The organism is Azospirillum lipoferum, from assembly GCF_024170005.1.
Classification (GTDB): domain Bacteria; phylum Pseudomonadota; class Alphaproteobacteria; order Azospirillales; family Azospirillaceae; genus Azospirillum; species Azospirillum lipoferum.
The window spans coordinates 50,367-74,489 of sequence record NZ_JALJXJ010000016.1; the positions used below are offsets into that span (position 1 = coordinate 50,367).

A 24,123-nucleotide genomic window follows, 5' to 3' on the forward strand; every position below is an offset into this window, starting at 1 on the left:
AGGCTCAGCCCAGGATGTCGAGCACAATCTGCCGCAGTTCGCCCCGGGTCAAGCCGGACGGCTGCGGATCGGCACGAAAATCGGGCTTTTTGCCCTCAACTGCGGCGAATTGGCCGGCAGAGGAGCGGGTGGAGGCCAGCTGGGCCGGCGCAAGCGTGGACTGGGCGGCAAAATGGCCGGCGGTCTGCGAAAGGGCGGAAACGATCGGGGTCGTCATGAAAATCCTCCAGGCCGGATGGGCGGACCGAAGGACTCGGTGCCGGCCGGCTCTTGCTTGTGTGTGGCGTCGTGAACGGGAACCGGCGCGGCGCAACACCGCCGCACGAGGCCCCGACAAAGGGAAACGGCCCCGGGTGTGGGCATGTTCCAAAAGGCCGGCGTCCCCGGTGAAGGCTCCCTCCCGCCGGGGCGGAAAGGTGGGGGGACGGCACTGCCCGAGCGGTTTCGCCCGGACGGTTTTCGGCCTTTTCCCAGATGGGGAGCCGGCTGGGATTTTCAAGCCGTTCCGCACCGGTTCTCCGCCTTGCCGCGGGCTCCGCAGGGAACGTGGGAAGCCCCTGATGGTTTCGTCTCCACCGGCCCATCGGGCCGACCCGTGACGATGGAGGGTGGCGATGCGGTGGCAGGGGGGACGGGAAAGCGAGAATGTCGAGGACCGCCGCGGGCAGGGTGGCTTCGGGGGCGGAGGATTCGGGGGCGGCTTCGGCGGCAGGGGTGGCGGCATCCGCATCGGCCGGGGCGGGCTGGGCATCGGCGGAGCCATCGTTCTGCTGGTGGTGTCGATGGTGCTGGGAGTCGATCCCACGGTGCTGCTGGGCGGTGGCGAGCAGGCGGACCAGAGTACGGGCCGCACCCGGATCGGCGAGGCCGCCCCGCGCAGTCAGGCCGACGACGAGTTGAAGCGCTTCGTCTCCGTCGTGCTGGCCGACACCGAGGACACCTGGCAGGGCCTGTTCCAGCAGATGGGGCGCCAGTACCAGGACCCGACGCTGGTGCTGTTCACCGGCACGGTGTCGTCGGGCTGCGGCCGGGCGCAGGCGGCGATGGGCCCCTTCTACTGCCCGATGGACCGCAAGCTCTACATCGATCTCGGCTTCTACCGCGAGCTGCGCGACCGCTTCCGGGCGCCCGGCGACTTCGCCCAGGCCTATGTCATCGCCCATGAGGTCGGCCACCATGTGCAGAACCTGCTGGGCATCTCCGACAAGGTGCAGGCGGCCCAGCAGCGGGCGCGCGGCCAGGCCGAGGCCAACGCCCTGTCGGTGCGGCTGGAGCTGCAGGCCGACTGCTTCGCCGGCATCTGGGGCAACCACGCCAACCGCGACCGCCGGATGCTGGAGCCCGGCGACGTCGAGGAGGCGCTGACCGCCGCCAGTGCCATCGGCGACGACCGCCTGCAACGTCAGGCGCGCGGCACCGTCAGCCCCGACAGTTTCACCCACGGCAGCTCCGCCCAGCGCGTCCGCTGGTTCCGCACCGGCCTGGAAAGCGGCCGGCTGGAGGCCTGCGACACCTTCGGCACGGACCGGCCGTGAGAAGGGCTTGATGGCTGGAAAGGGGCTTAACTCCCCACCCCGCGCATGAGCCGCAGATAGTCGAGCACGCGGGCGGTGCGCCAGTCGGGATCGGCCCAGCAGGCGGCCTCCCGGGCGCGGCGGCAGGCGGCGGCCGCTTCCAACCGGGGCTGGCCGGTCAGCGGGCGCAGGTCGGCGGGGATGGTGGCGAGGCAGGCGGCGGCGAGTTCCGCAGGCGGGGCGGGGCCGGTCTCCAGCCAGCGTTCGGCATCCCGGAAGCGGTCGCGGCACATCAGCGCGATCATGTAGTCGCAGGCCGATTGCAGGCCGGGCGCCAGCCGGCCGGGACTGACCGACAGCAGCGGCAGCAGCGGGGCCAGCGTCGGCGCCAGATGGTTGGCGTAGAGCGTCGCCCCCCAGTAACGCTCCGCCGTCTGCCGGAAATGGCCGAGGTCGCGCACCGGCACCAGACCCGACTCCGCGATGGGCAGGATTTCCACCTTCGGCTTGGTCACCACCACCGTGTCGTTCGACACGTCGACATAGAGCGCGCCGATCTGGAGCGCGTTCTGGAAATACTGCTCGCGCAGGACTCCCCAGACGCTTTGCAGCACCCCGCCCTCCTCGACGAAGGCGCGCAGCGCGCGCTCCACCGGACCGGCCGGCCGGGCCAGACGCTGCGACAGGCGGGCGAAGAGGTCGCGGGTGATCTCCTCGCAGCGGCCATAGGGGTAGGGCTTGCCGCCCGCCGGCGGCAGCCCGGCGAGCGCCCGGTCGCTCTCCCCGCGCAAGGCCATGAAATAGCTGTAGAGGGCTTCCCCATCGGCGCCCAGATGGTGGGCGGTCAGCGCCGACTGGCGGTCGTCCACCGGAGCGATCTGCTGGGGCAGGAGGGGCGGGGAGTGCGGCGTCATGGCTGGCGGGATCCGGGGTTTCGCGGCAAATTGGCACCCTTCGCGGTCCGGGCGCCAGAGTTTCCGATCCCCGGCACCCATACGGAACAGGGGGTTGCGCAAAGCCGTGCCGCCCGTCACACATTCGGCAGCCGCCGAGGGATGGTTGTCCGGGCGGCCCAGTCCTTTCGAACGGAACGGCATGATGAGCACAGCGGACACCGCACCCGATCTCCAGGCGCCGGACATCCAGTCCCTGGAAAGCGCCTATCGCGGCCGCAGCGCGCGGGTGGCGGTGATCGGGCTCGGCTATGTCGGGCTGCCGCTGGCCCTGGCGCTGACCGGGGCGGGCTTCGCGGTCACCGGCTTCGACATCGACCCGGCCAAGGCGGCGGCGCTGAACGAGGGGCGTTCCTACATCCGGCAGATCACCGGCGACCGCGTCGCCCGGGCGGTGGCGACCGGGCGGTTCCGGGCGACGACCGCGGCGGATGAATTCGCCGCCTGCGACGCCGTGATCGTCTGCGTCCCCACCCCGCTGTCGCCGCAGCGCGAGCCGGATCTGAGCTTCGTCGAGGCCTCCACCCGCCTGATCCGCGACCGGCTGCGGCCGGGTCAGCTGGTGGTGCTGGAATCGACCACTTGGCCCGGCACCACCGACGAGGTGATGCGGCCGATCCTGGAGGAGACCGGGCTGGCCAGCGGGCGCGACTTCTTCCTGGCCTATTCGCCCGAGCGCGAGGATCCCGGCAACATCACCTTCACCACCAGCACCATCCCCAAGGTGGTCGGCGGCGACGACGAGGGCGCGCGGCGGCTGGCGGTGGCGCTCTACGAGCAGGTGGTACCGCAGGTGGTGCCGGTGTCCGGCACGCGGACGGCGGAGGCGACCAAGCTGACCGAGAACATCTTCCGCTCGGTCAACATCGCCCTGGTGAACGAGCTGAAGATCGTCTTCGAGCCGATGGGCATCGACATATGGGAGGTGATCGAGGCGGCGAAGACCAAGCCCTTCGGCTTCATGCCCTTCTATCCCGGCCCCGGTCTGGGCGGCCACTGCATCCCGATCGACCCCTTCTATCTGACCTGGAAGGCGCGCGAGTACCAGATCTCCACCCGTTTCATCGAGCTGGCGGGAGAGGTCAACACGATGATGCCGCGCCATGTGGTCGACCGCCTCGCCCTGGCGCTCGACCGCCGGTCCGGGATCGGGCTCAGCCGCTCGCGCATCCTGCTGGTCGGCATGGCCTACAAGAAGAACGTCGACGACAGCCGGGAATCGCCGGGCCTGCGGCTGATGGAGATGCTGCTGGAACGCGGGGCGGCGGTCGAGTACCACGACCCCTTCATCCCCGTGCTGCCGGTCACCCGCGAGCATGCGGCGCTTGCCGGCCGGACCTCCATCGACTGGACGGCGGAGCGGCTTTCGGGGTTCGACGCGGCGGTGATCGTCACCGACCATGACGGCATCGACTATCAGGGCCTCGCCGCCCATTGCCCGCTGGTGGTCGACACCCGCAACGCCATGCACGCCGTCGAGGGGTTTGCCGACCGCATCGTGAAGGCCTGAGGCCGGGATGGGGCGGCCGGCAGCTGGAACGGCGTGGAACATGCCGGGCGCTACCGTTCCATCCGCCGGGCTGACGGCAAGAGCCAATGGAACAGGGTGAAACACGCTGGGCGGTGGCGTTCCATCCGCCGGGCGGGCAATGGGGTCGGCGATGGCGGCAGATGGAACGCTGTGAAACACGCCGGGCGCTGCCGTTCCATCGGTCGGGGAAATCCCCCTCTCCCACCCAGGGGCCGGCAATCCTGGAAAGGGGAGAGGGGTGGGCATGGCGTCGGCTCCGCAGCGGTGGGTCCGACGCCATTTTATAGGAATTTGTTCCCGAAAGGCGGCACTAAGTTCAACGGCGCGCCGCCCGGGGTCGGGATCAGAGTTCCTCTTCGCCGCCAAAATCGCTGCCGAAATCACCCCAGCCGCTGCCCTCGACCGCCTGTTCGGCATGGTCGGTGGCGGCGGTGGCCGCGTCGGTGGCAGCGGTGGCGGCCTCGCTGGCCATCGCCTCCCCGCCGGAGAACATGCTGGACAGCGCGCTGCCGATCAGCATGCCGCCGGCCACGCCGGCCGCCGTCTGCATGGCGCCGGCCATGAAGCCGCCGCCGGCCCGCGGCTGCTGGGCATAGGCGGCGACACGCGGGTCGCCATAGGCGGGGGCATTGGCAGCGGCCGGCGGGCGGCCCCAGGGCGAGCCGGCCGGCATGGCGGCAGCCGGAGCGGCAGCGGACGGGGGAGCCGCCGGATATGCGGGCTGCGGAGCGGGACGGCTGCCGCCGCCGAACAGGCTGCCGAACAGACCGCCGCCGCCGGACTGGGCCGGAGCCGCAGCGGCGGGGCGCTCGCGCAGCTGGCGCTCCAGCTCTTCGTTGCGGCCCTGGGAGGCGGCGAGCGCCTGCTCCATCATCACGATGGCCTGGGCCATCAGGTAGGCGGCGGCAGGCTGGCGGGCGATCCGCTCGCGGATCAGCGCCTCGGCCTCGGGATCGCGCGGGCCGGATTGCGCCTCGGCCTGATGCAGCTTGGCGAACAGGTCGTCGATGATCTGGCGTTCGGTCTGGTCCATGGCGATGCTCGTTCTCATGAAAGGGTTGCGGAAAGCGACCCGCTGCCGGGGCCGATATCCCGAAGGGACGCAAGGCTGCGGCCGCGCGCCGGAAGGGGGGACACGCGCCGGGGCGGCGTCGGAAGCGGGAGGGGGCGGGCTGCCCGGGCGAGGATTTGGAAAGACGGTCGGGGAAGAGGACATCGGTCCCTCCAAGTGCGGTCACGCCCGTCGGCGCAAAAGCAGGTGAAGAGATCCGACATCGCGACCACGTCTAAGTCGCCAGAGGGGCCCGGATCCAGGTGATGAGCACGTGGCCCCGTCCCGCTTTCCTGTCAAGACGGCACCCGCACAATTTGCGCCCCGAACGCGCCGGGCGATTGGGACGGCGTGCTGCGGGAGTTGGTCGAGGCGCTGCGGGAGAACTGAGAGGGCCGGCCGAAGGAGGCTTGCCTTTCGTTTTCAAAAGAACATATTGCGAACATTGGCACGGGAAAGGGAAGTCCCCACGGTGGATGAGGCGCTGCTCGACAAGCTCGAAACTCTGGCGGACGCGGCGAAATACGACGCCTCCTGCGCATCGTCGGGGGCGAAGCGGCGGACCGGTGGCCCGGACGGCATCGGATCGACCACCGGGGCCGGCATCTGCCACGCCTATACACCGGACGGGCGCTGCGTCTCGCTGCTCAAGATCCTGCTGACCAACTACTGCCTGTTCGACTGCGCCTACTGCATCAACCGCCGCTCCTCCAACGTGCGCCGCGCGCGCTTCAGCGTGGAGGAGGTGGTGCGGCTGACGCTGGGCTTCTACAAGCGCAACTGCATCGAGGGGCTGTTCCTGTCCTCCGGCATCATCCGCTCGCCCGATTACACCATGGAGCAGCTGATGCTGGTGGCGCGCACGCTACGGCGCGACCATGGCTTCGCCGGCTACATCCACCTGAAGACGATCCCGGAGGCCAGCCCCTGGCTGATCGAGCAGGCCGGGCTGTGGGCCGACCGGCTGTCGATCAATCTGGAACTGTCGTCCGACCGCAGTTTGAAGGCGTTCGCGCCGGAGAAGGACGGCACCTCGATCAAGGCGGTGATGGGGCAGGTCGGCGAGCGCATCCTGGAGGCCAAGGAGGAGAAGCGGCGCTTCTCCCCCGCCGGGCAGAGCACCCAGATGATCGTCGGTGCCGACGCCTCCACCGACCTGTCGGTGCTGGAGACCAGCGACACGCTCTATCGCCGCTATGGGCTGCGCCGGGTCTATTATTCCGCCTTCAGCCCGATCCCGGAAGCCAGCTCCGCCCTGCCGGTCAAGCCGCCGCCGTTGCAGCGCGAGAACCGGCTGTACCAGGCCGACTGGCTGCTGCGCTATTACGGCTTCACGGTGGAGGAGATCGCCGCCGGGGGCGAGGGCGGCATGCTGGATCTGGGCATCGACCCCAAGCTGGCCTGGGCCCTGAAGAACCGCGAGCGCTTTCCGGTCGACGTGAACAGCGCCGACCGCGAGATGCTGCTGCGGGTGCCGGGGCTGGGAGCGCGGGCGGTCGACAGGATCGTCGAGGCGCGGCGCCACACCACCCTGCGGCTGGAGGATGTGGCACGGCTGTCCTCGGGGCTGAAGCGGGCGCGGGCCTTCCTGATCGCCGCCGACCACCATCCGGGCGGGCTGACCGACCGCGCCGACCTGCGGCAAAGGCTGGTGGCGCCGCCCAAGCAGCTCAGCCTGTTCTGAGCCGTGAACACTCCATCGCCTAGAAGCGATGGCTTCTCGGTCAAGCTGGGCGGTGCTCCGCTGCCTTGGCGACCGAAGGTCGGTTCCGGCCCCATTCCCTGCGCCCGCCGCAGGATCAGCACGACCGCCGCGACATCGCGATCGATCACACAGCCACAGGGGCATCTGTGCAGACAATCGTTGAGCATCAGCGCGGCGCACCGTCACCGGCATCCAGGACCGCCTGCTGAAGGAGGTCCGTCACTGCTGCGATTGGGCGAGTGGTGGGTGGCACTCGGTCTGCGGGGCCTGCCTGGCCTGGGCGAGGCGGTGCTGGTGAGGCTGCTGGCGCTGGGGGTGGTGGATGCGCTAGGGTAGCAAATGCAAAAGGAGCACGAAGCAAGGAAGGTGCCGCTGTGTCGCAGCGGTGATGGCGTTGATTGGATTAGTCAATCGAGATATGAAATTCCATATCCACCAATGCACTGAAGGAGCTATTATAATGAAATAATATTACAATATATCCTTTTAGGGGAAACAGGGCGACACCATAGGAAAAATAAATGACTAGTATTTCTGTACCGGAAGCCGTTGAGATGGCTTTGAATTTTATTCGCTCGGGAAATCTGGGTGAAGCAAATAATTTGTGTGATCAAGTTCTAAAGGTGGCACCATCTTATCCTGGTGGCCACCTGTTGGCCTCTCTCCTGGCCATGACCAAGGAGGATTACGGCAAGAGCATTGAACATTCTGAAATATTCTTGTCGAATTCTTTTAAGGATTATGGGATTGACCGCAACATCTGTCGATATTTTGAGGATAACGGCAAGGAAGACAGCGCGTTGAACGCAGCATGCATGGCGTTCGAACGCACATTCTCGCCGCACGTTAAAATGGCGTTCGGGTCAAAGAAAGACTTTAGTATCGCTGATATCATAAAAAATAACAGGAAAATTCTGCAAAGCATCCCGCGCTGGATTGAAGATGATGTCTATAATAATTCTGTTATGAATTATGGTCTTCCTCAATTTGCTCGCCCCAAAATCGATCTGAATGTCGGGTATTATCCGATTTACGCTGATTTGATTGTATATATGTCAAAATTTCTTGATAATTCAATCAGATATCTGGAGATCGGAGTTTCCGTCGGAAAAACTTTTTATCTTATGCTGGAGAATTTTAAGGAGTCGAAACTGACTGCTTTTGATATCGAAGATATTAATCCGACACTATCCGCACGCATGAGCTTTGTAGAAGAGAAAAAATTCTCTAGAAATGAGAATTCTCTGCGAAAGGCAGATTTTTCTGAAAAGGAATTTAGGAAACATGATAAAAATAATATTGTAAACTATATAGCTGGAGATGTCTTGGATAGGTTTTCTTGGGAAAGGCTGCAAGGGAAAAAGTACAATTTGATCTTTTCTGATGCAATGCACACAGCAGAAGCTATTAATTTTGAGATGGATATGTTGATCGGTCTTGATCTGATCGATGATAGGGAATTTATAGTCGTATGGGACGACTTGGAATCTCCCGCCATGACTGAAGCGTTCAAGCAAATTTCAGGCCGGCTGGCCGATACATACAATCTGCCAAGCTCTGCGATCTTTACAGTTGATTGCGGGGGCTGGCTGGGCCGTAACGAACACCTTCACAAAGTCGGTGTGGTCGTAAAGCCAAGGCGTCGCTGAAGCTCAGGACCAGTTCGGCAATCCCTGCTGACAGGCTCGCTGGATCAGCAGGTTGCTATGGATTGAGGTGCTCTGACCGATATGCGTAGCTCCGCTGGTTCATGCGGAGAGCCTCTGATATGTTCATGACTTGTTCAATTTGGGTGGCGTTTCCCGTGCCCTGCCTTGCTTCTGCTTCCTGAAGGTGGAAGCCCCAGCCGGAAGGTCTGATGCACAGGATCGAGCTGAAGGATGGCGCCGACCTGGACGGCTTCCGCCGCGCCCTGCGTGGGCTGGTCGCGCTCGGCCTGGAGCCGGGTGAGGTGGATTGGAGTGGCGGGGCGGCGCCGTCGCTGTTCGGCGATGCCGCCCCCTTGCCGGCCGATGCGCCGCCGGTTTCCCTGCCCAGGGCGGTCGGGGACCTGATCGGCACCGTGGTCTGCCACCGCGATCCGGAACGCTATGCCCTGCTGCACCGGCTGGTCTGGCGGGTGGTGCGGGGGGAGCGCGACATGCTCGACCACCATGCCGACCCGCTGGTCCATCGGCTGGCGCTGCTGGACAAGGCGGTGCGGCGCGACCTGCACAAGATGCACGCCTTCCTGCGCTTCAACGAGGTGCGCGACCCTGCCAACTCCGAAAGCGGGGGCGCCGAGCGCTATGTCGCATGGTTCGAGCCCGACCATTTCATCGTCGAGGCCACCGCCCCCTTCTTCGTCGAGCGGTTCGAAAGCCTGGTCTGGACGATCCTGACGCCGGTGGGATCGCTGCACTGGGACCGGCGGTCGCTGACGATCGGGCCGGCGGCGGTGAAGCCGGAGCATCTCGACCGCGACGACCGCTTCGCCGAGGGCTGGCAACGCTATTACGAGAGCACCTTCAATCCCGCACGGGTGAACCCCACGGCGATGCGGGCGGAGATGCCGCGGAAATACTGGGCCAATTTGCCGGAGGCGGCGGCGATTCCCCGCATGATCCGCTCCGCGCCTGCGCGGGTGCAGGCGATGATCGAGGCGGAGGCCGCGGCCCCCCACCGCCGCAATCCCGACAAGGCCGTCGCCGCCATGGCCCGTCAGGAGCCGGCGACGCTGGCCGAGCTGAACCGCATCATCCTGGCGGCGGATCCCCTGGTGCCGGGAGCAAGGCAGGCGGTGCTGGGCGAGGGGCCGGAGGGGGCCGCCATCGCCATCGTCGGCGAGCAGCCCGGCGACCAGGAGGATGTGGAGGGCCGTCCCTTCGTCGGCCCGGCCGGGCAGCTGCTGACCCGCGCGCTGGAGGAGGCCGGGATCGAGCGTAGCACCGCCTACCTGACCAACGCGGTGAAGCATTTCAAGTTCGTCGCCCGCGGCAAGCGCCGCCTGCACCAGTCGCCGACCGCCGGCGAGGTGAAGCATTACCGCTGGTGGCTGATGAAGGAGCTGAGCTTCGTCCGCCCGCGTCTGGTGGTGACGCTGGGCGCCACCGCGGCGCTCGCGCTGACCGGGCGCAGCGTGCCGGTCCTGCGGGAGCGCGGGCCGACGGGGTTCGGCGATTGGGGGGGCTTCGTCACCGTCCACCCGTCCTACCTGCTGCGCCTGCCGGCCGGCGAGGGAGTGGAGCAGGCCTATCGCGACTTCGTCAGCGACCTGCGGTGGGCGCGGGGGATGGTGGAGAGTGCAGGCTGAGCGCCCCCCTCAGATCACCCCACGCCGCCGCAGTTCCCCGATCACCTGGGCAACCATCTCGTCGGTGCCGTGTTCGGCGCCCTTCAGCGTGATCTCCGGCGCTTCCGGCGGCTCATAGGCGCTGTCGATGCCGGTGAAGTGAGGGAGCTGGCCGGCGCGGGCCTTCCTGTAGAGCCCCTTGGGGTCGCGGGCCTCGCAGACCTCCAGCGGGGTGTCCATGAAGATCTCCACGAACTCGCCCTCCTCCACCAGGGAACGCGCCATGCGGCGTTCCTCGCGGAAGGGGGAGATGAAGCTGACCAGCACGATCAGGCCGGCTTCCACCATCAGCTTCGCCACCTCGGCCACCCGGCGGATGTTCTCCACCCGGTCCTCGTCGGTAAAGCCCAGATCCCGGTTCAGGCCGTGGCGGACATTGTCGCCGTCCAGGATCATGGTGCGGCGGCCAAGGCTGTGCAGCTCCTGCTCCAGCCGGTCGGCGACGCTGGACTTGCCGGAGCCGGACAGGCCGGTGAACCACAGCACGCAGGGCTTCTGCAGGCCACCGGCCCGCGCCGCCCTGTCCAGCTTCGACGCGTGGCGGTGGATGTTGGAGGCGCGGCGCAGGGGGAAGCGGATCATGCCGCAGCCGGCGGTGGCGTTGGTCAGCCGGTCGATCAGGATGAAGCTGCCGGTCTCGCGGCTGTCGGCATAGGCGTCGAACGGGATCAGCCGGTCGAGCGCCAGATTGCAGAAGCCGACATCGTTGAGATCCAGATGCTTGGCGGCGGCATGCTCCTGGGTGTTGACGTTGATGGCGTGCTTCAGCTCCGTCACCTGGGCGCCGACCGTCGCCGTGCCGGCGCGCAGCAGGTAGGAGCGGCCGGGCAGCAGCGGCTGCTCGTCCATCCACACCACATGCGCCGCGAACTGGTCGGCGACCTCCGGCCGGCCGGCGGCGGCGACGATCATGTCGCCGCGGCTGGCATCGACCTCGTCGGCCAGCACCAGGGTGACCGCCTGTCCGGGCAGCGCCGTCTCCAGCTCGCCGTCCATGGTGACGATCCGCGCCACCCGGCTGGTCCGCCCGCCGGGCAGGATGGCGATGTCGTCGCCGGTGCGTACCGGTCCACCGACGACCGTGCCGCAGAAGCCGCGGAAATCCTGGTTCGGCCGGTTCACCCACTGCACCGCCAAGCGGAAGGCGCCCAGCTTCTCCTCGGCGGAAGCGTCCACGCTCTCCAGATGGCCGAGCAGGGTCGGGCCGCCGTACCAGCCCATATGCTCCGACGGTTTGGTGACGTTGTCGCCGGTGAGTGCCGAGACCGGGATGCAGGTGACCTCATCGAGGCCGATGCGCTGGGCGAAGACGCGGTAGTCGGCGGCGATGCGCTCGAAGGTCTCGCGGTCCCAGCCCACCGCATCCATCTTGTTGACCGCCAGCACGACATGGCGCACGCCCAGCAGCGAGACGATGGTGCTGTGGCGCCGGGTCTGGGTCAGCACGCCCTTGCGCGCGTCGACCAGCAGGACTGCGGCGTCGGCGGTGGAGGCGCCGGTGACCATGTTGCGGGTGTACTGCTCGTGGCCCGGCGTGTCGGCGACGATGAACTTGCGGCGGTCGGTGGTGAAGAAGCGGTAGGCGACGTCGATGGTGATGCCCTGCTCGCGCTCCGCCGCCAGCCCGTCGACCAGCAGGGCGAGGTCGAGCTGGCCGGCGCCGGCGGTGCCGAAGCGGCCGGAGTCCGCCTCCAGACTGGCCAGCTGGTCCTCGAACAGGCATTTGCAGTCGTAGAGCAGCCGGCCGATCAGCGTCGACTTGCCGTCGTCCACCGAGCCGCAGGTGATGAAGCGCAGCAAATCCTTGCCGTTCTGGCGGGCCAGATATTCCTGTACTTCGGTCGCAATATCCGAGGGGGCGATATCCGCGGAAGCGGCAACGGGATCGAGAAGCTTCGGCATCAGAAATAGCCTTCCTGCTTCTTCGCCTCCATCGAGGCGGCGGCGTCCTGGTCGATTACGCGGCCCTGCCGTTCCGAGCTGGTGGACAGCAGCATCTCGCGGATGATCTCGGGCAGGGTGGCGGCGGTGCTGCGCACGGCCCCGGTCAGCGGATAGCAGCCGAGCGTGCGGAAGCGCACCCAGGCCATCTCCGGCACCTCGCCGGGCCTCAGCGGCAGGCGGTCGTCGTCGACCATGATCAGCGTGCCGTCGCGCTCCACCACCGGACGGGGCCTGGCGAAATAGAGCGGCACCACCGGGATGGCCTCCTGGTGGATGTATTGCCAGATGTCCAGCTCGGTCCAGTTCGACAGCGGGAAGACGCGGATGCTCTCGCCCTTGTGGATGCGGCCGTTGTAGAGGCTCCACAGTTCCGGCCGCTGGTTCTTCGGCTCCCAGCGGTGGGTGGCCGTGCGGAAGGAGAAGATGCGCTCCTTGGCGCGGCTCTTCTCCTCGTCGCGGCGCGCCCCGCCGAAGGCGGCGTCGAAGCCATGGGCGTCGAGCGCCTGTTTCAGCGCTTGCGTCTTCATCACGTCGGTGTGGACGGCCGAGCCGTGGCTGAAGGGGCCGATGCCCTGGCGCACGCCGTCCCGGTTGATGTGGACCATCAGGTCGACGCCGAGGTCCCGCGCCGTGCGGTCGCGGAATTCGATCATCTCCCGGAATTTCCAGGTCGTGTCGACATGCAGCAGCGGGAAGGGCGGCTTCGACGGGTGGAAGGCCTTCATCGCCAGATGCAGCAGAACCGCGCTGTCCTTGCCGACCGAATAGAGCATGACCGGCTTCTGGAACTGGGCCGCCACCTCGCGCATGATGTGGATGCTCTCCGCCTCCAGCCTTTGCAGGTGGGTGAGGCGGGCGGGCGTGGTCAGGATGGCGGGCAGGTCATCCCCGGGAACGGTGACGGGCCGGTCCTTGGCGACAGGGCGGGTGTCGAGCAGTAGGTCAAGCAGCATAGCCGGCCTTCTTCTGCATGTCTCCGGCCACGGCGTCGAACAGGGCCTGACGCTTGCGCGACCATTGGATCGGGCGCTTCGACGGGTCGAAGCCTTCGGGTTTCCTGACGGGGGTCCAGCTGACCTCGCCGTTGCTGCGCGAGGCGCGGGACGATCCCAGGATGGGCAGGTCGCCGATCCGCTCGAACGGATAGCGGTCCTCGTCCAGCTCCAGAAAGCGCATGAGGTCGCGGGTGGTGCCGTCGGGGGCGGCCACCGCGTCTTCGAAGCGGACCAGCCGGCAGGCCTCAATGCTCATCCGGCTCTGCGCCTCCAGCGCCGCCTCGGTGCCGAAGCTCCACTCGCGGCAGACGTCGGCGAAGGTCCGGCCCAGGAAGCGCAGCGGCCAGGTGTCGATGGTGGACTGCACGGCGCGGCGGCCGTCGCGCAGCACGATCAGGCAGCGCTCCGCCGGGAACAGATAGGGGAAATAGCGCAGCATCCGGGTGTGGGGCGACTTGATCACCACCGTCTTGCCGGCCGGGAACTCGGCTTCGATCCGGCGCAGGAAGCCGCTGACCATATAGCAGAAGGTCTCCAGATCGCCGAACGACTCCCGGTTGCGCCGGTAAAGGCGCAGGAAGCGTCCCTCATAGAGGCGCGCATCCTCCACCGTGTTCAGGAAGGGAAGCTCGCGGATGCCATAGGGGTTGACCACCACGTCGGGATGCAGCTCCAGCAGGCTCTGGAGATAGTTGGTGCCGCTGCGCGGCATCACCCCGTGCAGGAAGACGATGCGGGGGGCGGAAGGGACGGCGGGCGCTTCCGACGGGATCCCGCGGACCGATCGGGCGACCGACCGCAGGTGACGGGCATTCTCCTCGGTGAACCAGGGATCGAAGAAAGCCGATCTTTCCGTGCTTGGAAGTCGAAGAAGCCGCTTTCCGACAAAGCCGATCTCCTTTTGAAGACGATGAACGGCACCATCACCGAAGTGATGTTTTAAAGATGTGGCATAATGATCGGCTGTCAGGGTTTTTTCATTCCAGAACACAACAGCCTCCTTTTGCACCAGAGCTTCCTCCGGCAACCCGGTTTTTCCATGGGTTCGGCAATCGGTGCGTCTTTCCTGCAAATCAGGCAATCGCCGTTTCTCAAGGTTACTTATGGTCCTGCCGGATGGGCTTTTTTAGACCTAATCCGGATCTAACCCCATGGGCTTACAAATATACGGACGCGATCCTCAATGGTGGTTCACACATTTCCCAGCATCCTCATGAATATGAATGTCTCTATCTTGGAGATAGAGAAGTCAAATTTGATCGTCGATTGGACTTTACTGATACGGGCAGCGCAGAACTTACCTGCGCTTTCTGTGGCATTAGCCCGTACAGCACGAATTTCTCAAATGTTTATTCGATTATTTTCTTTGGTGATAACGAAAGTCTCTGGATGGTTTCGCCACCGCTCCGATCTTTCGGGTAAACGGAGGAAACCGAAGGTTCGTTCCCCCGACCGTTCTTTTTTGAAGTCGGCTGTCCCTCCCGCATCCTTCCGCACCCCTCCGGCAGGGCCCTCCGGCAGGGCCGATGCTTTCGCTTGAACGCCGCCGGGGTGGGGGTTATGGTCGGCCGGCCGCAGACGGGGAATACTCTAAATTGTTTAACTCTCAGTCGGTAAACCCTACGGTGGCGGGTTTCGGCGCCGGTCCCTTTGCCCTTTTCCAGACCGCTTGGCATCACAGGTCGCTGATCCTGCGGCTGGCCCGGCGCGAGATCGACGCCCGCTATCGCGGGTCCGTGCTGGGCATCGTCTGGGCGGTGCTGAACCCGATCCTGATGCTGGCCGTCTACACCTTCGTCTTCTCGGTGGTGTTCCAGGCGCGCTGGGGAACGCCCAGCGGGGCCGGCGGGAGCAACACGGAGTTCGCCCTGCTGCTGTTCTCCGGCCTGATCCTGTTCAACGTGCTGGGCGAATGCCTGAACCGGGCGCCCGGCCTGCTGCTGGAGAACATCAGCTACATCAAGAAGGTGGTCTTCCCGCTGGAGATCCTGCCGCTGGTGTCGCTGGCGGTCGCCTTGTTCAACGCCGGCATCGGCTTCGTCATCCTGGTGGTCTTCCATCTGCTGGTGGCCGGGCTGCCGCCAGCGACGGCCCTGCTGCTGCCGCTGATCCTGGCGCCCTTGTGCCTGACCACGCTGGGGCTCAGCTGGTTCTTCGCCGCCGCCGGCGTCTTCCTGCGCGACCTGCGGCAGGTGGTGGGCGTGGCCGTCACCGTGCTGATGTTCCTCAGCCCGATCTTCTATCCGATGACCGCGATCCCCGAGCGCTTCCGCGCCATCCTGCACCTGAACCCGATGACCGCGATCCTGGAGCAGTCGAAGGACCTGCTGTTCTGGGGCCGCATCCCGTCGCCGGTCGAATGGGGTCTGGCGACGCTGGGCGCCTGGGTGGTGGCGTGGCTCGGCTATCTCTGGTTCATGAAGACCCGCCGGGGGTTCGCCGATGTCGTCTGAACCCATGTCGCCTGAAACCCCTGTCGTCATCCGCGCCGAGGGGCTGGGCAAGGCCTACGCCATCTTCAAGCGCCCGCAGGACCGGCTGAAGCAGATGCTGGTGCGCGGCCGGCGCAAATATTACGACGAGTACTGGGCGCTGCGCGGCGTCGACCTGGAGGTTCGCCGCGGCGAGACGGTCGGGCTGATCGGCCGCAACGGTTCGGGCAAGTCGACCTTCCTCCAGCTTCTCTGCGGTACGCTGACGCCGACCTCCGGCCGCATCGCGGTCGATGGCCGCATCGCCGCGCTGCTGGAGCTGGGCGCCGGCTTCAACCCCGAATTCACCGGGCGCGAGAACGTCTATCTCGCCGCTTCCGTCCTTGGCCTGTCGAACGGGCAGATCGCCGAGCGCTATGACTCGATCGCCGAGTTCGCGGGCATCGGCGACTTCATCGAACAGCCGGTGAAGCTCTACTCCAGCGGCATGTATGCCCGCCTCGCCTTCGCGGTGGCGGCGCATGTCGATGCCGACATCATGATCGTCGACGAGATCCTGGCGGTCGGCGACGCCTCCTTCACCCAGAAATGCATGCGCTTCATCCACCGCTTCAAGGAGCGCGGCACCCTGTTCTTCGTGTCGCACGACACCGGGCAGGTGGTGAATTTGTGCGACCGGGTGGTGTGGCTGGACAACGGGTCGGTGCGGGCGATCGGCCCGGCCAAAGAGGTCTGCCACGATTACCTGGCCGCCCTCTACAGCGACCAGGACAGCTCGCGCGGCTTCCGCATCGGCGGGGCGCGGCAGGCGCTGCCCCAGGCCAAGCGCGAGGAGCCGGTGGAGGACGCCCGCGCCGAGCTGCTGAAGGCCTCGCAGCACCGCAACGCCATCGAGCTGTTCGACTTCAACGACAGCGGCCCCTGGTTCGGCAACCGCGGCGCCACCATCACCAACGTCTCGATCCTGGATGCCGGGGAGCAGCCGCTCAGCGTGCTGGAGGGCGGCGAGGTGATCGTGCTGAAGGTGGACTGCCGGGCCGACCAGCAGGTCTACCGTCCGATCGTCGGCTTCTACGTGAAGGACAAGCTGGGCCAGAACCTGTTCGGCGACAACACCTTCCTCAGCTACCAGCTCGACCCCGTCACCATCCCGGCCGGGCAGGACTTCGCCGCCCGCTTCCGCTTCCAGATGCCCTACCTGCCCAGCGGCGACTTCTCCATCACCGTGGCGCTTGCCGAGGGCACGCAGGAGGACCACGTCCAGCACCATTGGGTCGAGGACGCGCTGTTCTTCAAGGTCCATGCCAGCCATGTCGTGCGCGGGCTGGTCGGCATGCCGATGCTGGCGATCACGCTGGAAGCGGAGGGAGCGTCAGCCCCCCAGGCGGCCTCCCAGGCAACCTCCCAACCTGCCCCCGCGACAAAATAGCGACAGGCCGCGGATCCCCCCGGACTGAGGCAGGAAAACCGCAGGTCCGGGCATTGTTGGGCACCGCAAAGCGGGCTCCGGACAGCGGCTTGCATTCCGGCGGGGTGTCAGCGTATGTGTGTCGGCGGCTGTGACGGGGCCGTCCGCCGGGCCTGAAACGGTGTCCCGATGGACCGCACCCCGCCGCAAGGCCAGGCAGAAGAAGAGGCACAGGTGGATTCGTTTTTGAAGGACCAGGGATCGGACACTCTCCGTCGTATCTGCCGGCCGATCACGCTCCTGACCCCGGATCTCGTCACGGCGCCGGCCTCCTGGCTCGGCCATGTGCCCTTCGCCTTCTGGATCGTCGAGGCGCTGCGCCCGGACAGCCTGGTGGAGCTGGGGACGCACACCGGCAACTCCTATGCCGCCTTCTGCCAGGCGGTCCGCCATGTCGGGCTGCCGACCGCCTGCTATGCCGTCGACACCTGGGCCGGCGACCCGCAGGCCGGCTTCTACGGCGACGACATCTACAACAAGCTCGCCGCCTATCATGACCCGCGCTATGCCGGCTTCTCGCGCCTGCTGCGCATGACCTTCGACGACGCGCTGGTCCATTTCGCCGACGGCAGCGTCGACCTGCTCCACATCGACGGGCTGCACACCTACGAGGCGGTGCGCCACGATTTCGAGACGTGGCTGCCGAAGATGAGCCGCCGCGGCGTGGTGCTGTTCCACGACATCAACGTCCGCAAGGATGATTTCGGCGTCTGGCGCCTGTGGGACGAGATCACCCGCGACCGGCCGTCCTTCAGCTTCCTGCATTCCAACGGGCTGGGCGTGCTGGGCGTCGGCGCGGATCTGCCCGAAGCGGTGCGCGAGCTGTTCGCCGTGCAAGCCGCCGGCGGCGAGGGGCTGCGGGCCGTCCGCAGCTGGTTCGACCGGCTGGGCGACGCCGCCATCGAGACCGAAACCATCCAGCGCCTGGAAGAGCAGGAAAAGCACCTGCGCAGCGAGGTGGCGATGGTCCGCAAGGTGCTGGACGACCAGATCGCCCACACCGAAGATCTCAAGGGCATGATCGCGACGCGCGACCGCGACATCGCCGTCATCCAGGGCTGGCTCGGCGACCATCAGGCCGAGATCCGCCGCCAGGGCGATGCGCTCGCCGAGATGGCGCAGGAGCTGGCCGACCGCGAGCGCAACCTCGCCGCCCATGCCCGCGAGCTGGTGGCGCGTGAGCAGGCGATCGCCCATCTGCACGGGGTGGTGGCCAGCCGCGACCAGCACATCCACAGCCTGGTCAACTCGACCTCCTGGAAGCTGTCGGCGCCGGTGCGCAAGCTGGGCCGCCTGACCCAGAAGGCCGGGCGCTTCTACCGCCGCCGCCTGCACGCCATCACGCTGGAGCCGCTGCACGACGTGAAGCCCAGCCCGCAGGGCGGCTACGAGGCGACCGGCAGCGACCCCGCCTTCCTGCTGCGCTCCGACCGCGGCCGGCTGCCCGGCCACTGGTGCGTGATCTCCTACCGGGTGGTCCGCGCCTCGGCCCCGCTGGTGCCGGTGATCTATGTCGATGACGGCAACGGCTTCGACGAGCGGACCATGATCCGCCTGCCGGTCGACACGGTGGGCGAGTTCCGCCAGCTGGCCCTGCTGCCGCAGACGGTCAAGGCGCTGCGCTTCGACCCCGCCACCCGGCCAGTGTCCTTCGAGATCGCCGACTTCACCATCCGCGAGATCGGCAAGACCAACATCCTGCTCGACTATGTCCGGCAGAACCAGCCGGCGCGCGTGCTGGACTATCTGCGCCGCCATGGCTGGCAGGCGACCAAGCAGCGCGTCCTGCAGGAACTGCAGCCGAACCGCTGGTCGGCCGACTACAAGTCGTGGGTGCGGATGTACGACACCCTGACGCCGGAGGACGGGGCGGCGATCAAGGCCGACATCGCCCGGCTGCCGGCGCGCCCGCGCTTCTCCGTCGTCATGCCGGTCTACAACACGCCGGAAGCCTACCTGCGCGAGGCGCTGGACTCCGTGCTGGCCCAGTTCTATCCGGACTGGGAACTGTGCATCGCCGACGACGCCTCGACCGCGCCGCATGTGCAGACGGTGCTGGCCGAGTACAAGGCGCGCGACAACCGGATCAAGATCGTCCGGCGCGAGACCAACGGCCACATCTCCGCCGCCAGCAACAGCGCGCTGGATCTGGCGACCGGCGATTTCGTGGCCTTGATGGACCATGACGACCGGCTGCCGCCGCATGCCCTCTACACCGTCGCGGCGGAACTGGCGCAGCATCCCGACACCGACATCCTCTATTCCGACGAGGACAAGATCGATGCCGACGGCGAGCGCTACGACCCGCATTTCAAGTCGGACTTCAATCTGGACCTGCTGCACGGCCAGAACATGGTCAACCATCTGGGCGTCTTCCGCCGCTCGCTGATCGAGCAGGCCGGGCGCTTCCGCCTGGGCTTCGAGGGCAGCCAGGACTACGACCTGACCCTGCGCGCGGTCGAGGCGACGCAGCCCGAGCGCATCCGCCATATTCCGGCGATCCTCTATCACTGGCGCGTCTTCCCCGACTCCGCGGCCTTCTCCACGGTCGATCTGCCGCGCGCCACCGCCGCCGCCCACAAGGCGCTGACCGAGCATTTCCAGCGCCGCGGCGTCGACGCCACGGTGGAGACCTCGCCGTCGACCGCGCGCTTCACCCGCATCCGCTACGCCCTGCCGGCCAGGCTGCCGCGGGTGTCGCTGATCGTGCCGACGCGCGACAAGGCCGATCTGCTGAAGGGCTGCGTCGACGGGCTGCTGCACCGCACCGACTATCCGGATCTGGAAATCCTGATCGTCGACAACAACAGCGAGGAAGCGGCGACCTTCGCCTATTTCGACACGCTGAAGGACGAGCCGCGGGTGCGGGTGCTGACCTACAAGGCACCCTTCAACTACTCCTCGATCAACAATTTCGCCGCCGCCGAGGCGACCGGCGAGGTGCTGGGCCTGATCAACAACGACATCGAGGTGATGGAGCCGGGCTGGCTGGCCGAGATGGTCTCCCACGCCCTGCGGCCGGAGGTGGGGGCGGTCGGCGCCAAGCTCTATTACGCCGACGGCACCATCCAGCATGCCGGCGTCGTCACCGGCATCTGCGGCGTGGCCGGCCATGTCCACAAGGGTCTGACCCGCGACGCCTACGGCTATTTCAGCCGGGCCCAGCTGACCCAGGACCTGTCCTGCGTCACCGCCGCCTGCCTGATCCTGCGCAAGGAGATCTTCGACGAGGTCGGCGGGCTGAATTCGGAGAAGCTGGCCGTCGCCTTCAACGACGTCGATTTCTGCCTGCGCATCCGCGAGAAGGGGTATCTGGTCGTCTGGACGCCGTTCGCCGAGCTGTACCATCTGGAATCGGCCTCGCGCGGGCCGGACACCGCGCCCGACAAGGTCAAGCGCTTCATGGGCGAGGTGGCCTACATGCAGGAGCGCTGGGGCGACAGCCTGCTGGCCGACCCCTACTACAACCCGAACCTGACGCTGGACGCCGAGAATTTCGGGCTGGCCTTCCCGCCGCGCACGGTCAAGCCCTGGCTGCGCAAATCCTGCCCCGAGCTGCGCAAAGAGCGCCTGAAGGAAAGCATCTGAGCCATGGACGTCGTCTCCCTCGACATTCCCGACGTTAAGATCATCCGCCCGAAGAAGTTCGGCGACCACCGCGGCTTCTTCTCGGAGACCTACACCAAGAAGACGTTCGAGGCGGCCGGGCTGCATTACGACTTCGTTCAGGACAACCAGTCGCTGTCGGCCGAGGTCGGCACCATCCGCGGCCTGCATTTCCAGCTGCCGCCCTTCGCCCAGGACAAGCTGGTGCGGGTGGTGCGCGGCGCCATCCTGGACGTGGCGGTCGACATCCGCAAAGGCTCCCCCACCTTCGGCCGGCATGTCAGCGCGGTGATCAGTGCGGCGGAGTGGAACCAGATCCTGGTGCCGGTCGGCTTCGCCCACGGCTTCTGCACGCTGGAGCCGGACACCGAGGTCATCTACAAGGTGACCAACTATTATTCGCCCGAGCATGACCGCGGCCTGCTGTGGAACGACCCGGAACTCGGCATCGACTGGCCGGTGTCGGCGGACAAGGCGCGGCTGTCTGACAAGGATTACAAGCATCCGACCCTGGCGCGGCTGACCGACCTGTTCTGACGGCGGCTTCCGGTTTCGGGCACTCAGAGCTTTTGCACAAACGGGGGCCGCGGGCGGCCCCGCTTCTCGGCGGTAAGGTGGTTTGATGACGCGCATTCTCGTCACCGGCGGCGCCGGTTTCATCGGCTCGGCGGTGGTCCGCCAGCTTCTCGCCGAAACCGACGCCTTCGTCGTCAATGTCGACAAGCTGACCTACGCGGCCAACCTGTCCTCCCTGCCGGGGGCCGAGGGCAATCCCCGCTACGCCTTCGAGCAGGTCGACATCTGCGACGCCGCCGAACTGCGCCGGGTGTTCGACACCCACCAGCCCGACGCGGTGATGCATCTGGCCGCCGAATCCCATGTCGACCGCTCCATCGACGGGCCGGGCGAGTTCATCCAGACCAACGTGGTCGGCACCTTCCGCCTGCTGGAGGCGGCGCGCGGCTACTGGTCGGCGCTGCCGGCGGAGCGCAAGGAGCGCTTCCGCTTCCACCACATCTCCACCGACGAGGTGTTCGGCACGCTGGGCGACGACGGCTTCTTCACCGAGACCACCGCCTACAGCCCCAACTCGCCCTATTCGGCCAGCAAGGCGTCGAGCGACCATCTGGTCCGCGCCTGGCACGAGACCTACGGGCTGCCGGTGGTGCTGACCAACTGCTCCAACAATTACGGCCCCTACCATTTCCCGGAGAAGCTGATCCCGCTGATGATCCTCAAGGGTCTGGCGGGCGAGAAGCTGCCGGTCTACGGCAAGGGCGACAACATCCGCGACTGGCTCTATGTCGAGGACCATGCCCGCGCCCTGCGGCTGGTGCTGGAGAAGGGCAAAATCGGCGAGAGCTACAACATCGGCGGCCATAACGAGCGCACCAACCTGGAGGTCGTCCGCGCCATCTGCGCGCATCTGGACGAGATGGACCCGGCCGGCGCCCCGCACGACCGCCTGATCAGCTTCGTCACCGACCGCCCCGGCCATGACAAGCGCTATGCCATCGACGCCGGCAAGATCGAGCGCGAGCTGGGCTGGACGCCGCAGGAGACCTTCGAGAGCGGCCTGCGCAAGACCGTCGCTTGGTATCTGGAGAACCGCGACTGGTGGCAGGCCATCCTGAACGGCTCCTACCGCGGCGAGCGCCTCGGGCTCAAGGAAGAGGGGGCCGCGCAATGAAGGTTCCCATGAAAGTCCTGGTTCTCGGCAGCAACGGCCAGCTCGGCTTCGAGCTGATGCGGGCCAGCTGGGCGCCGGGCACCGACGTGGTCGGCCTGCCCTATCCCGAGTTCGACGTGACCCGGCCGGGCGACGTGGAAAAGGCGATCGCCGCCCACGCGCCGGACCTGCTGGTCAACGCCACCGCCCACACCGCCGTCGACAAGGCCGAGAGCGAGGTCGACCTCTCCTTCGCCATCAACCGCGACGGGCCGGGCGCCATGGCGGCGGCCTGCGCCGCGCGCGGCATCCCCTTCATCCATGTGTCGACCGACTATGTGTTCGACGGGACGAAGGACGGCATCTATACCGAGGATGACCCGATCAACCCGCTGGGCGTCTATGGCGCCAGCAAGGCGGCGGGCGAGGAGGCGGTACGGGCGGCGACGCCTGAACATGTCATCCTGCGCACCTCCTGGGTCTACAGCGCCTACGGCAACAACTTCGTCAAGACGATGCTGCGCTTCGGCAAGGAGCGCGAGGAGATGCGGGTGGTCGCCGACCAGCACGGCTCCCCCACCGCCGCCGCCGACCTTGCCGCCGCCATCGTCCACATCGCCGGGACGATCGAGAAGACGGGCGCCGCCGCCTGGGGCACCTACCACCTGACCGGCAGCGGCTACACCACCTGGCACGAGTTCGCCGAGCACATCTTCCGGCGGCTGGAAGAGCGCACCGGCAAGCGGCCGCGCCTGACCGCGATCGGTACCGCCGACTACCCGACCCCGGCGCGCCGCCCGGCCAATTCGCGGCTGGACTGTTCCCGTGCGAAGGAGCGTCTCGGCGTGTCCTGCCCGCCCTGGCGCGAGAGCGTGGACCGCGTGATCGACGAGCTGTTCACCAACCCGCCGCAGGCGTGAGGACGAAGACCATGAAGGGCATCATCCTGGCCGGCGGGTCCGGCACCCGGCTCTACCCGGTGACGCGGGCGATCAGCAAACAGCTGCTGCCGATCTACGACAAGCCGATGATCTATTTCCCGCTCAGCACCCTGATGCTGGCGGGCATCCGCGACATCCTGATCATCACCACGCCGCACGACCAGCCGCTGTTCCAGACGGTGCTGGGCGATGGGTCGCAGTGGGGCCTGAACCTGAGCTGGGCCATCCAGCCCTCGCCGGACGGGCTGGCCCAGGCCTTCATCATCGGCCGCGAGTTCGTCGGCAACGACAGTTGCGCGCTGGTCCTCGGCGACAACATCTTCTACGGCCACGGCCTGACCAACATCCTGCGCGCCGCCGGCGAGAAGGCGGACGGCGCCAGCGTCTTCGCCTATGCCGTGCGCGACCCCGAACGCTACGGCGTGGTGGAGTTCGACGGCGAAGGCCGGGCGCTGAGCATCGAGGAGAAGCCGGTCGCTCCGCGCTCCAAATGGGCGGTGACCGGGCTTTATTTCTACGATAACGACGTGCTGGACATCGCCGCCGCGGTGAAGCCGTCGGCTAGAGGCGAGCTGGAGATCACTTCGGTCAATGCCGCCTATCTGGATCAGGGCCGGCTGTCGGTCGAGCAGATGGGCCGCGGCTATGGCTGGTTCGACACCGGCACCCACGACAGCCTGCTGGAGGCGGCGGAGTTCGTCCGCACCATCCAGCACCGCCAGGGCCTGCAGATCGCCTGCCCGGAGGAGATCGCCTACACCTCCGGCTGGATCGACGCCGAGCAGGTCCGCCGTCTGGCCGAGCCGCTGAAGAAGAACGATTACGGGCGCTACCTGCTCGGGCTGCTAGGCTAAAGGCTAAGGGCTAAAGACAAAGGGCCAAAGACAAGGGATCGGGCGGCCCTCCTGCCGCGTTGCCCCTTCGCGGTTCGCCGGCGGTCCGTCCTTCGACGGGCCGCCGGCGAACCGCCAACGCAAACAGCC

19 protein-coding genes are annotated in these 24,123 nt (G+C 66.7%); 13 read left to right on the top strand and 6 right to left on the bottom strand.

From position 1 onward, the window contains the following. Window positions 1–4 precede the first annotated feature (4 nt). A complete protein-coding gene (locus J2848_RS28910) occupies window positions 5–217 on the bottom strand; it encodes a hypothetical protein (protein WP_149233486.1) in 213 nt (70 codons plus the stop codon). Between the two features lie 397 nt (window positions 218–614). On the opposite strand from J2848_RS28910, the gene ypfJ reads away from it, so the two are divergent. Further along, window positions 615–1,535, top strand: coding sequence for a KPN_02809 family neutral zinc metallopeptidase (ypfJ, locus tag J2848_RS28915; protein ID WP_149233485.1), 921 nt, complete (start codon window positions 615–617; stop codon window positions 1,533–1,535). Window positions 1,536–1,561: 26 nt separating this feature from the next. On the opposite strand, the gene J2848_RS28920 is transcribed toward ypfJ, so the two are convergent. Then, window positions 1,562–2,428, bottom strand: coding sequence for a hypothetical protein (locus tag J2848_RS28920; RefSeq protein ID WP_149233484.1), 867 nt, complete (start codon window positions 2,426–2,428; stop codon window positions 1,562–1,564). A gap of 184 nt (window positions 2,429–2,612) precedes the next feature. On the opposite strand from J2848_RS28920, the gene J2848_RS28925 reads away from it, so the two are divergent. Next, on the top strand, window positions 2,613–3,977 hold the full coding sequence (locus tag J2848_RS28925) for a nucleotide sugar dehydrogenase (RefSeq protein ID WP_149233483.1): 1,365 nt from the start codon (window positions 2,613–2,615) through the stop codon (window positions 3,975–3,977). Window positions 3,978–4,341: 364 nt separating this feature from the next. Here J2848_RS28925 and J2848_RS28930 read toward each other — a convergent pair whose 3' ends face one another. After that, complete coding sequence (locus J2848_RS28930) at window positions 4,342–5,031, bottom strand: DUF2076 domain-containing protein (protein ID WP_149233482.1); 690 nt, start codon at window positions 5,029–5,031, stop codon at window positions 4,342–4,344. Window positions 5,032–5,521: 490 nt separating this feature from the next. Here J2848_RS28930 and J2848_RS28935 point away from each other — a divergent pair, with 490 nt between their 5' ends. The 3 genes from J2848_RS28935 to J2848_RS28945 all read left to right on the top strand — a co-directional run bounded on the left by J2848_RS28935 (window position 5,522) and on the right by J2848_RS28945 (window position 10,046). Then, entirely contained in the window at window positions 5,522–6,733 is a 1,212-nt protein-coding gene (locus tag J2848_RS28935; RefSeq protein WP_149233481.1) for a putative DNA modification/repair radical SAM protein, read from the top strand. Window positions 6,734–7,275: 542 nt separating this feature from the next. After that, the gene (locus J2848_RS28940; RefSeq protein WP_149233480.1) at window positions 7,276–8,403 is read left to right on the top strand and encodes a class I SAM-dependent methyltransferase; all 1,128 of its coding nucleotides are present in this window, start codon (window positions 7,276–7,278) and stop codon (window positions 8,401–8,403) included. 209 nt (window positions 8,404–8,612) lie between these two features. After that, entirely contained in the window at window positions 8,613–10,046 is a 1,434-nt protein-coding gene (locus J2848_RS28945) for a UdgX family uracil-DNA binding protein (RefSeq protein WP_149233479.1), read from the top strand. 9 nt (window positions 10,047–10,055) lie between these two features. Here the strand turns inward: J2848_RS28945 and cysN are convergent, their stop codons facing one another. From cysN to J2848_RS28960, 3 genes are all read right to left on the bottom strand, one after another. Continuing rightward, window positions 10,056–11,987, bottom strand: a complete 1,932-nt coding sequence (cysN, locus tag J2848_RS28950) for a sulfate adenylyltransferase subunit CysN (RefSeq protein WP_149233478.1) — start codon at window positions 11,985–11,987, stop codon at window positions 10,056–10,058. Further along, entirely contained in the window at window positions 11,987–12,838 is an 852-nt protein-coding gene (cysD, locus tag J2848_RS28955) for a sulfate adenylyltransferase subunit CysD (protein WP_246194105.1), read from the bottom strand. Before cysD ends, cysN begins: the two co-directional genes overlap by 1 nt. A 133-nt stretch (window positions 12,839–12,971) precedes the next feature. Further along, window positions 12,972–13,736 carry a sulfotransferase family protein gene (locus J2848_RS28960; protein WP_246194096.1) on the bottom strand — a complete coding sequence of 255 codons (765 nt, stop codon included), beginning with the start codon at window positions 13,734–13,736 and terminating at the stop codon, window positions 12,972–12,974. A 6-nt stretch (window positions 13,737–13,742) separates the two neighbouring features. Between J2848_RS28960 and J2848_RS28965 the strand changes: the two genes are divergently transcribed. The 8 genes from J2848_RS28965 (at window position 13,743) to rfbA (ending at window position 23,994) form a co-directional block, all read left to right on the top strand. Continuing rightward, a complete protein-coding gene (locus J2848_RS28965; RefSeq protein WP_170307151.1) occupies window positions 13,743–13,967 on the top strand; it encodes a hypothetical protein in 225 nt (74 codons plus the stop codon). A gap of 682 nt (window positions 13,968–14,649) precedes the next feature. Continuing rightward, window positions 14,650–15,477: an ABC transporter permease gene (locus J2848_RS28970; RefSeq protein WP_149233477.1), complete on the top strand. Its 828-nt coding sequence runs from the start codon at window positions 14,650–14,652 to the stop codon at window positions 15,475–15,477. Further along, a complete protein-coding gene (locus tag J2848_RS28975; RefSeq protein ID WP_246194094.1) occupies window positions 15,467–16,885 on the top strand; it encodes an ABC transporter ATP-binding protein in 1,419 nt (472 codons plus the stop codon). The genes J2848_RS28970 and J2848_RS28975 overlap by 11 nt, the downstream gene beginning before the upstream one ends. 213 nt (window positions 16,886–17,098) lie before the next feature. Next, window positions 17,099–20,512 (top strand): glycosyltransferase, encoded by a 3,414-nt coding sequence (locus J2848_RS28980; protein ID WP_246194092.1) that lies wholly within the window; start codon window positions 17,099–17,101, stop codon window positions 20,510–20,512. A gap of 3 nt (window positions 20,513–20,515) precedes the next feature. Beyond that, window positions 20,516–21,067 carry a dTDP-4-dehydrorhamnose 3,5-epimerase gene (gene rfbC / locus J2848_RS28985; protein ID WP_149233475.1) on the top strand — a complete coding sequence of 184 codons (552 nt, stop codon included), beginning with the start codon at window positions 20,516–20,518 and terminating at the stop codon, window positions 21,065–21,067. An 85-nt stretch (window positions 21,068–21,152) separates the two neighbouring features. Then, window positions 21,153–22,220: a dTDP-glucose 4,6-dehydratase gene (rfbB, locus tag J2848_RS28990; protein ID WP_149233474.1), complete on the top strand. Its 1,068-nt coding sequence runs from the start codon at window positions 21,153–21,155 to the stop codon at window positions 22,218–22,220. An 8-nt stretch (window positions 22,221–22,228) separates the two neighbouring features. Further along, entirely contained in the window at window positions 22,229–23,119 is an 891-nt protein-coding gene (gene rfbD, locus J2848_RS28995; RefSeq protein WP_149233473.1) for a dTDP-4-dehydrorhamnose reductase, read from the top strand. Between the two features lie 11 nt (window positions 23,120–23,130). Next, window positions 23,131–23,994: a glucose-1-phosphate thymidylyltransferase RfbA gene (gene rfbA, locus J2848_RS29000; RefSeq protein WP_149233472.1), complete on the top strand. Its 864-nt coding sequence runs from the start codon at window positions 23,131–23,133 to the stop codon at window positions 23,992–23,994. The last annotated feature ends 129 nt before the right edge of the window (window positions 23,995–24,123 follow it).

What these genes read in the sequence shown, in the direction of transcription:
- J2848_RS28910 (WP_149233486.1), bottom strand. Translation starts at nt 217, where the DNA reads ATGACGACCCCGATCGTTTCCGCCCTTTCGCAGACCGCCGGCCATTTT.
- ypfJ (WP_149233485.1), top strand. Translation starts at nt 615, where the DNA reads ATGCGGTGGCAGGGGGGACGGGAAAGCGAGAATGTCGAGGACCGCCGC.
- J2848_RS28920 (WP_149233484.1), bottom strand. Translation starts at nt 2,428, where the DNA reads ATGACGCCGCACTCCCCGCCCCTCCTGCCCCAGCAGATCGCTCCGGTG.
- J2848_RS28925 (WP_149233483.1), top strand. Translation starts at nt 2,613, where the DNA reads ATGAGCACAGCGGACACCGCACCCGATCTCCAGGCGCCGGACATCCAG.
- J2848_RS28930 (WP_149233482.1), bottom strand. Translation starts at nt 5,031, where the DNA reads ATGGACCAGACCGAACGCCAGATCATCGACGACCTGTTCGCCAAGCTG.
- J2848_RS28940 (WP_149233480.1), top strand. Translation starts at nt 7,276, where the DNA reads ATGACTAGTATTTCTGTACCGGAAGCCGTTGAGATGGCTTTGAATTTT.
- J2848_RS28945 (WP_149233479.1), top strand. Translation starts at nt 8,613, where the DNA reads ATGCACAGGATCGAGCTGAAGGATGGCGCCGACCTGGACGGCTTCCGC.
- cysN (WP_149233478.1), bottom strand. Translation starts at nt 11,987, where the DNA reads ATGCCGAAGCTTCTCGATCCCGTTGCCGCTTCCGCGGATATCGCCCCC.
- cysD (WP_246194105.1), bottom strand. Translation starts at nt 12,838, where the DNA reads ATGCGCGAGGTGGCGGCCCAGTTCCAGAAGCCGGTCATGCTCTATTCG.
- J2848_RS28960 (WP_246194096.1), bottom strand. Translation starts at nt 13,736, where the DNA reads ATGCCGCGCAGCGGCACCAACTATCTCCAGAGCCTGCTGGAGCTGCAT.
- J2848_RS28975 (WP_246194094.1), top strand. Translation starts at nt 15,467, where the DNA reads ATGTCGTCTGAACCCATGTCGCCTGAAACCCCTGTCGTCATCCGCGCC.
- rfbC (WP_149233475.1), top strand. Translation starts at nt 20,516, where the DNA reads ATGGACGTCGTCTCCCTCGACATTCCCGACGTTAAGATCATCCGCCCG.
- rfbB (WP_149233474.1), top strand. Translation starts at nt 21,153, where the DNA reads ATGACGCGCATTCTCGTCACCGGCGGCGCCGGTTTCATCGGCTCGGCG.
- rfbD (WP_149233473.1), top strand. Translation starts at nt 22,229, where the DNA reads ATGAAAGTCCTGGTTCTCGGCAGCAACGGCCAGCTCGGCTTCGAGCTG.
- rfbA (WP_149233472.1), top strand. Translation starts at nt 23,131, where the DNA reads ATGAAGGGCATCATCCTGGCCGGCGGGTCCGGCACCCGGCTCTACCCG.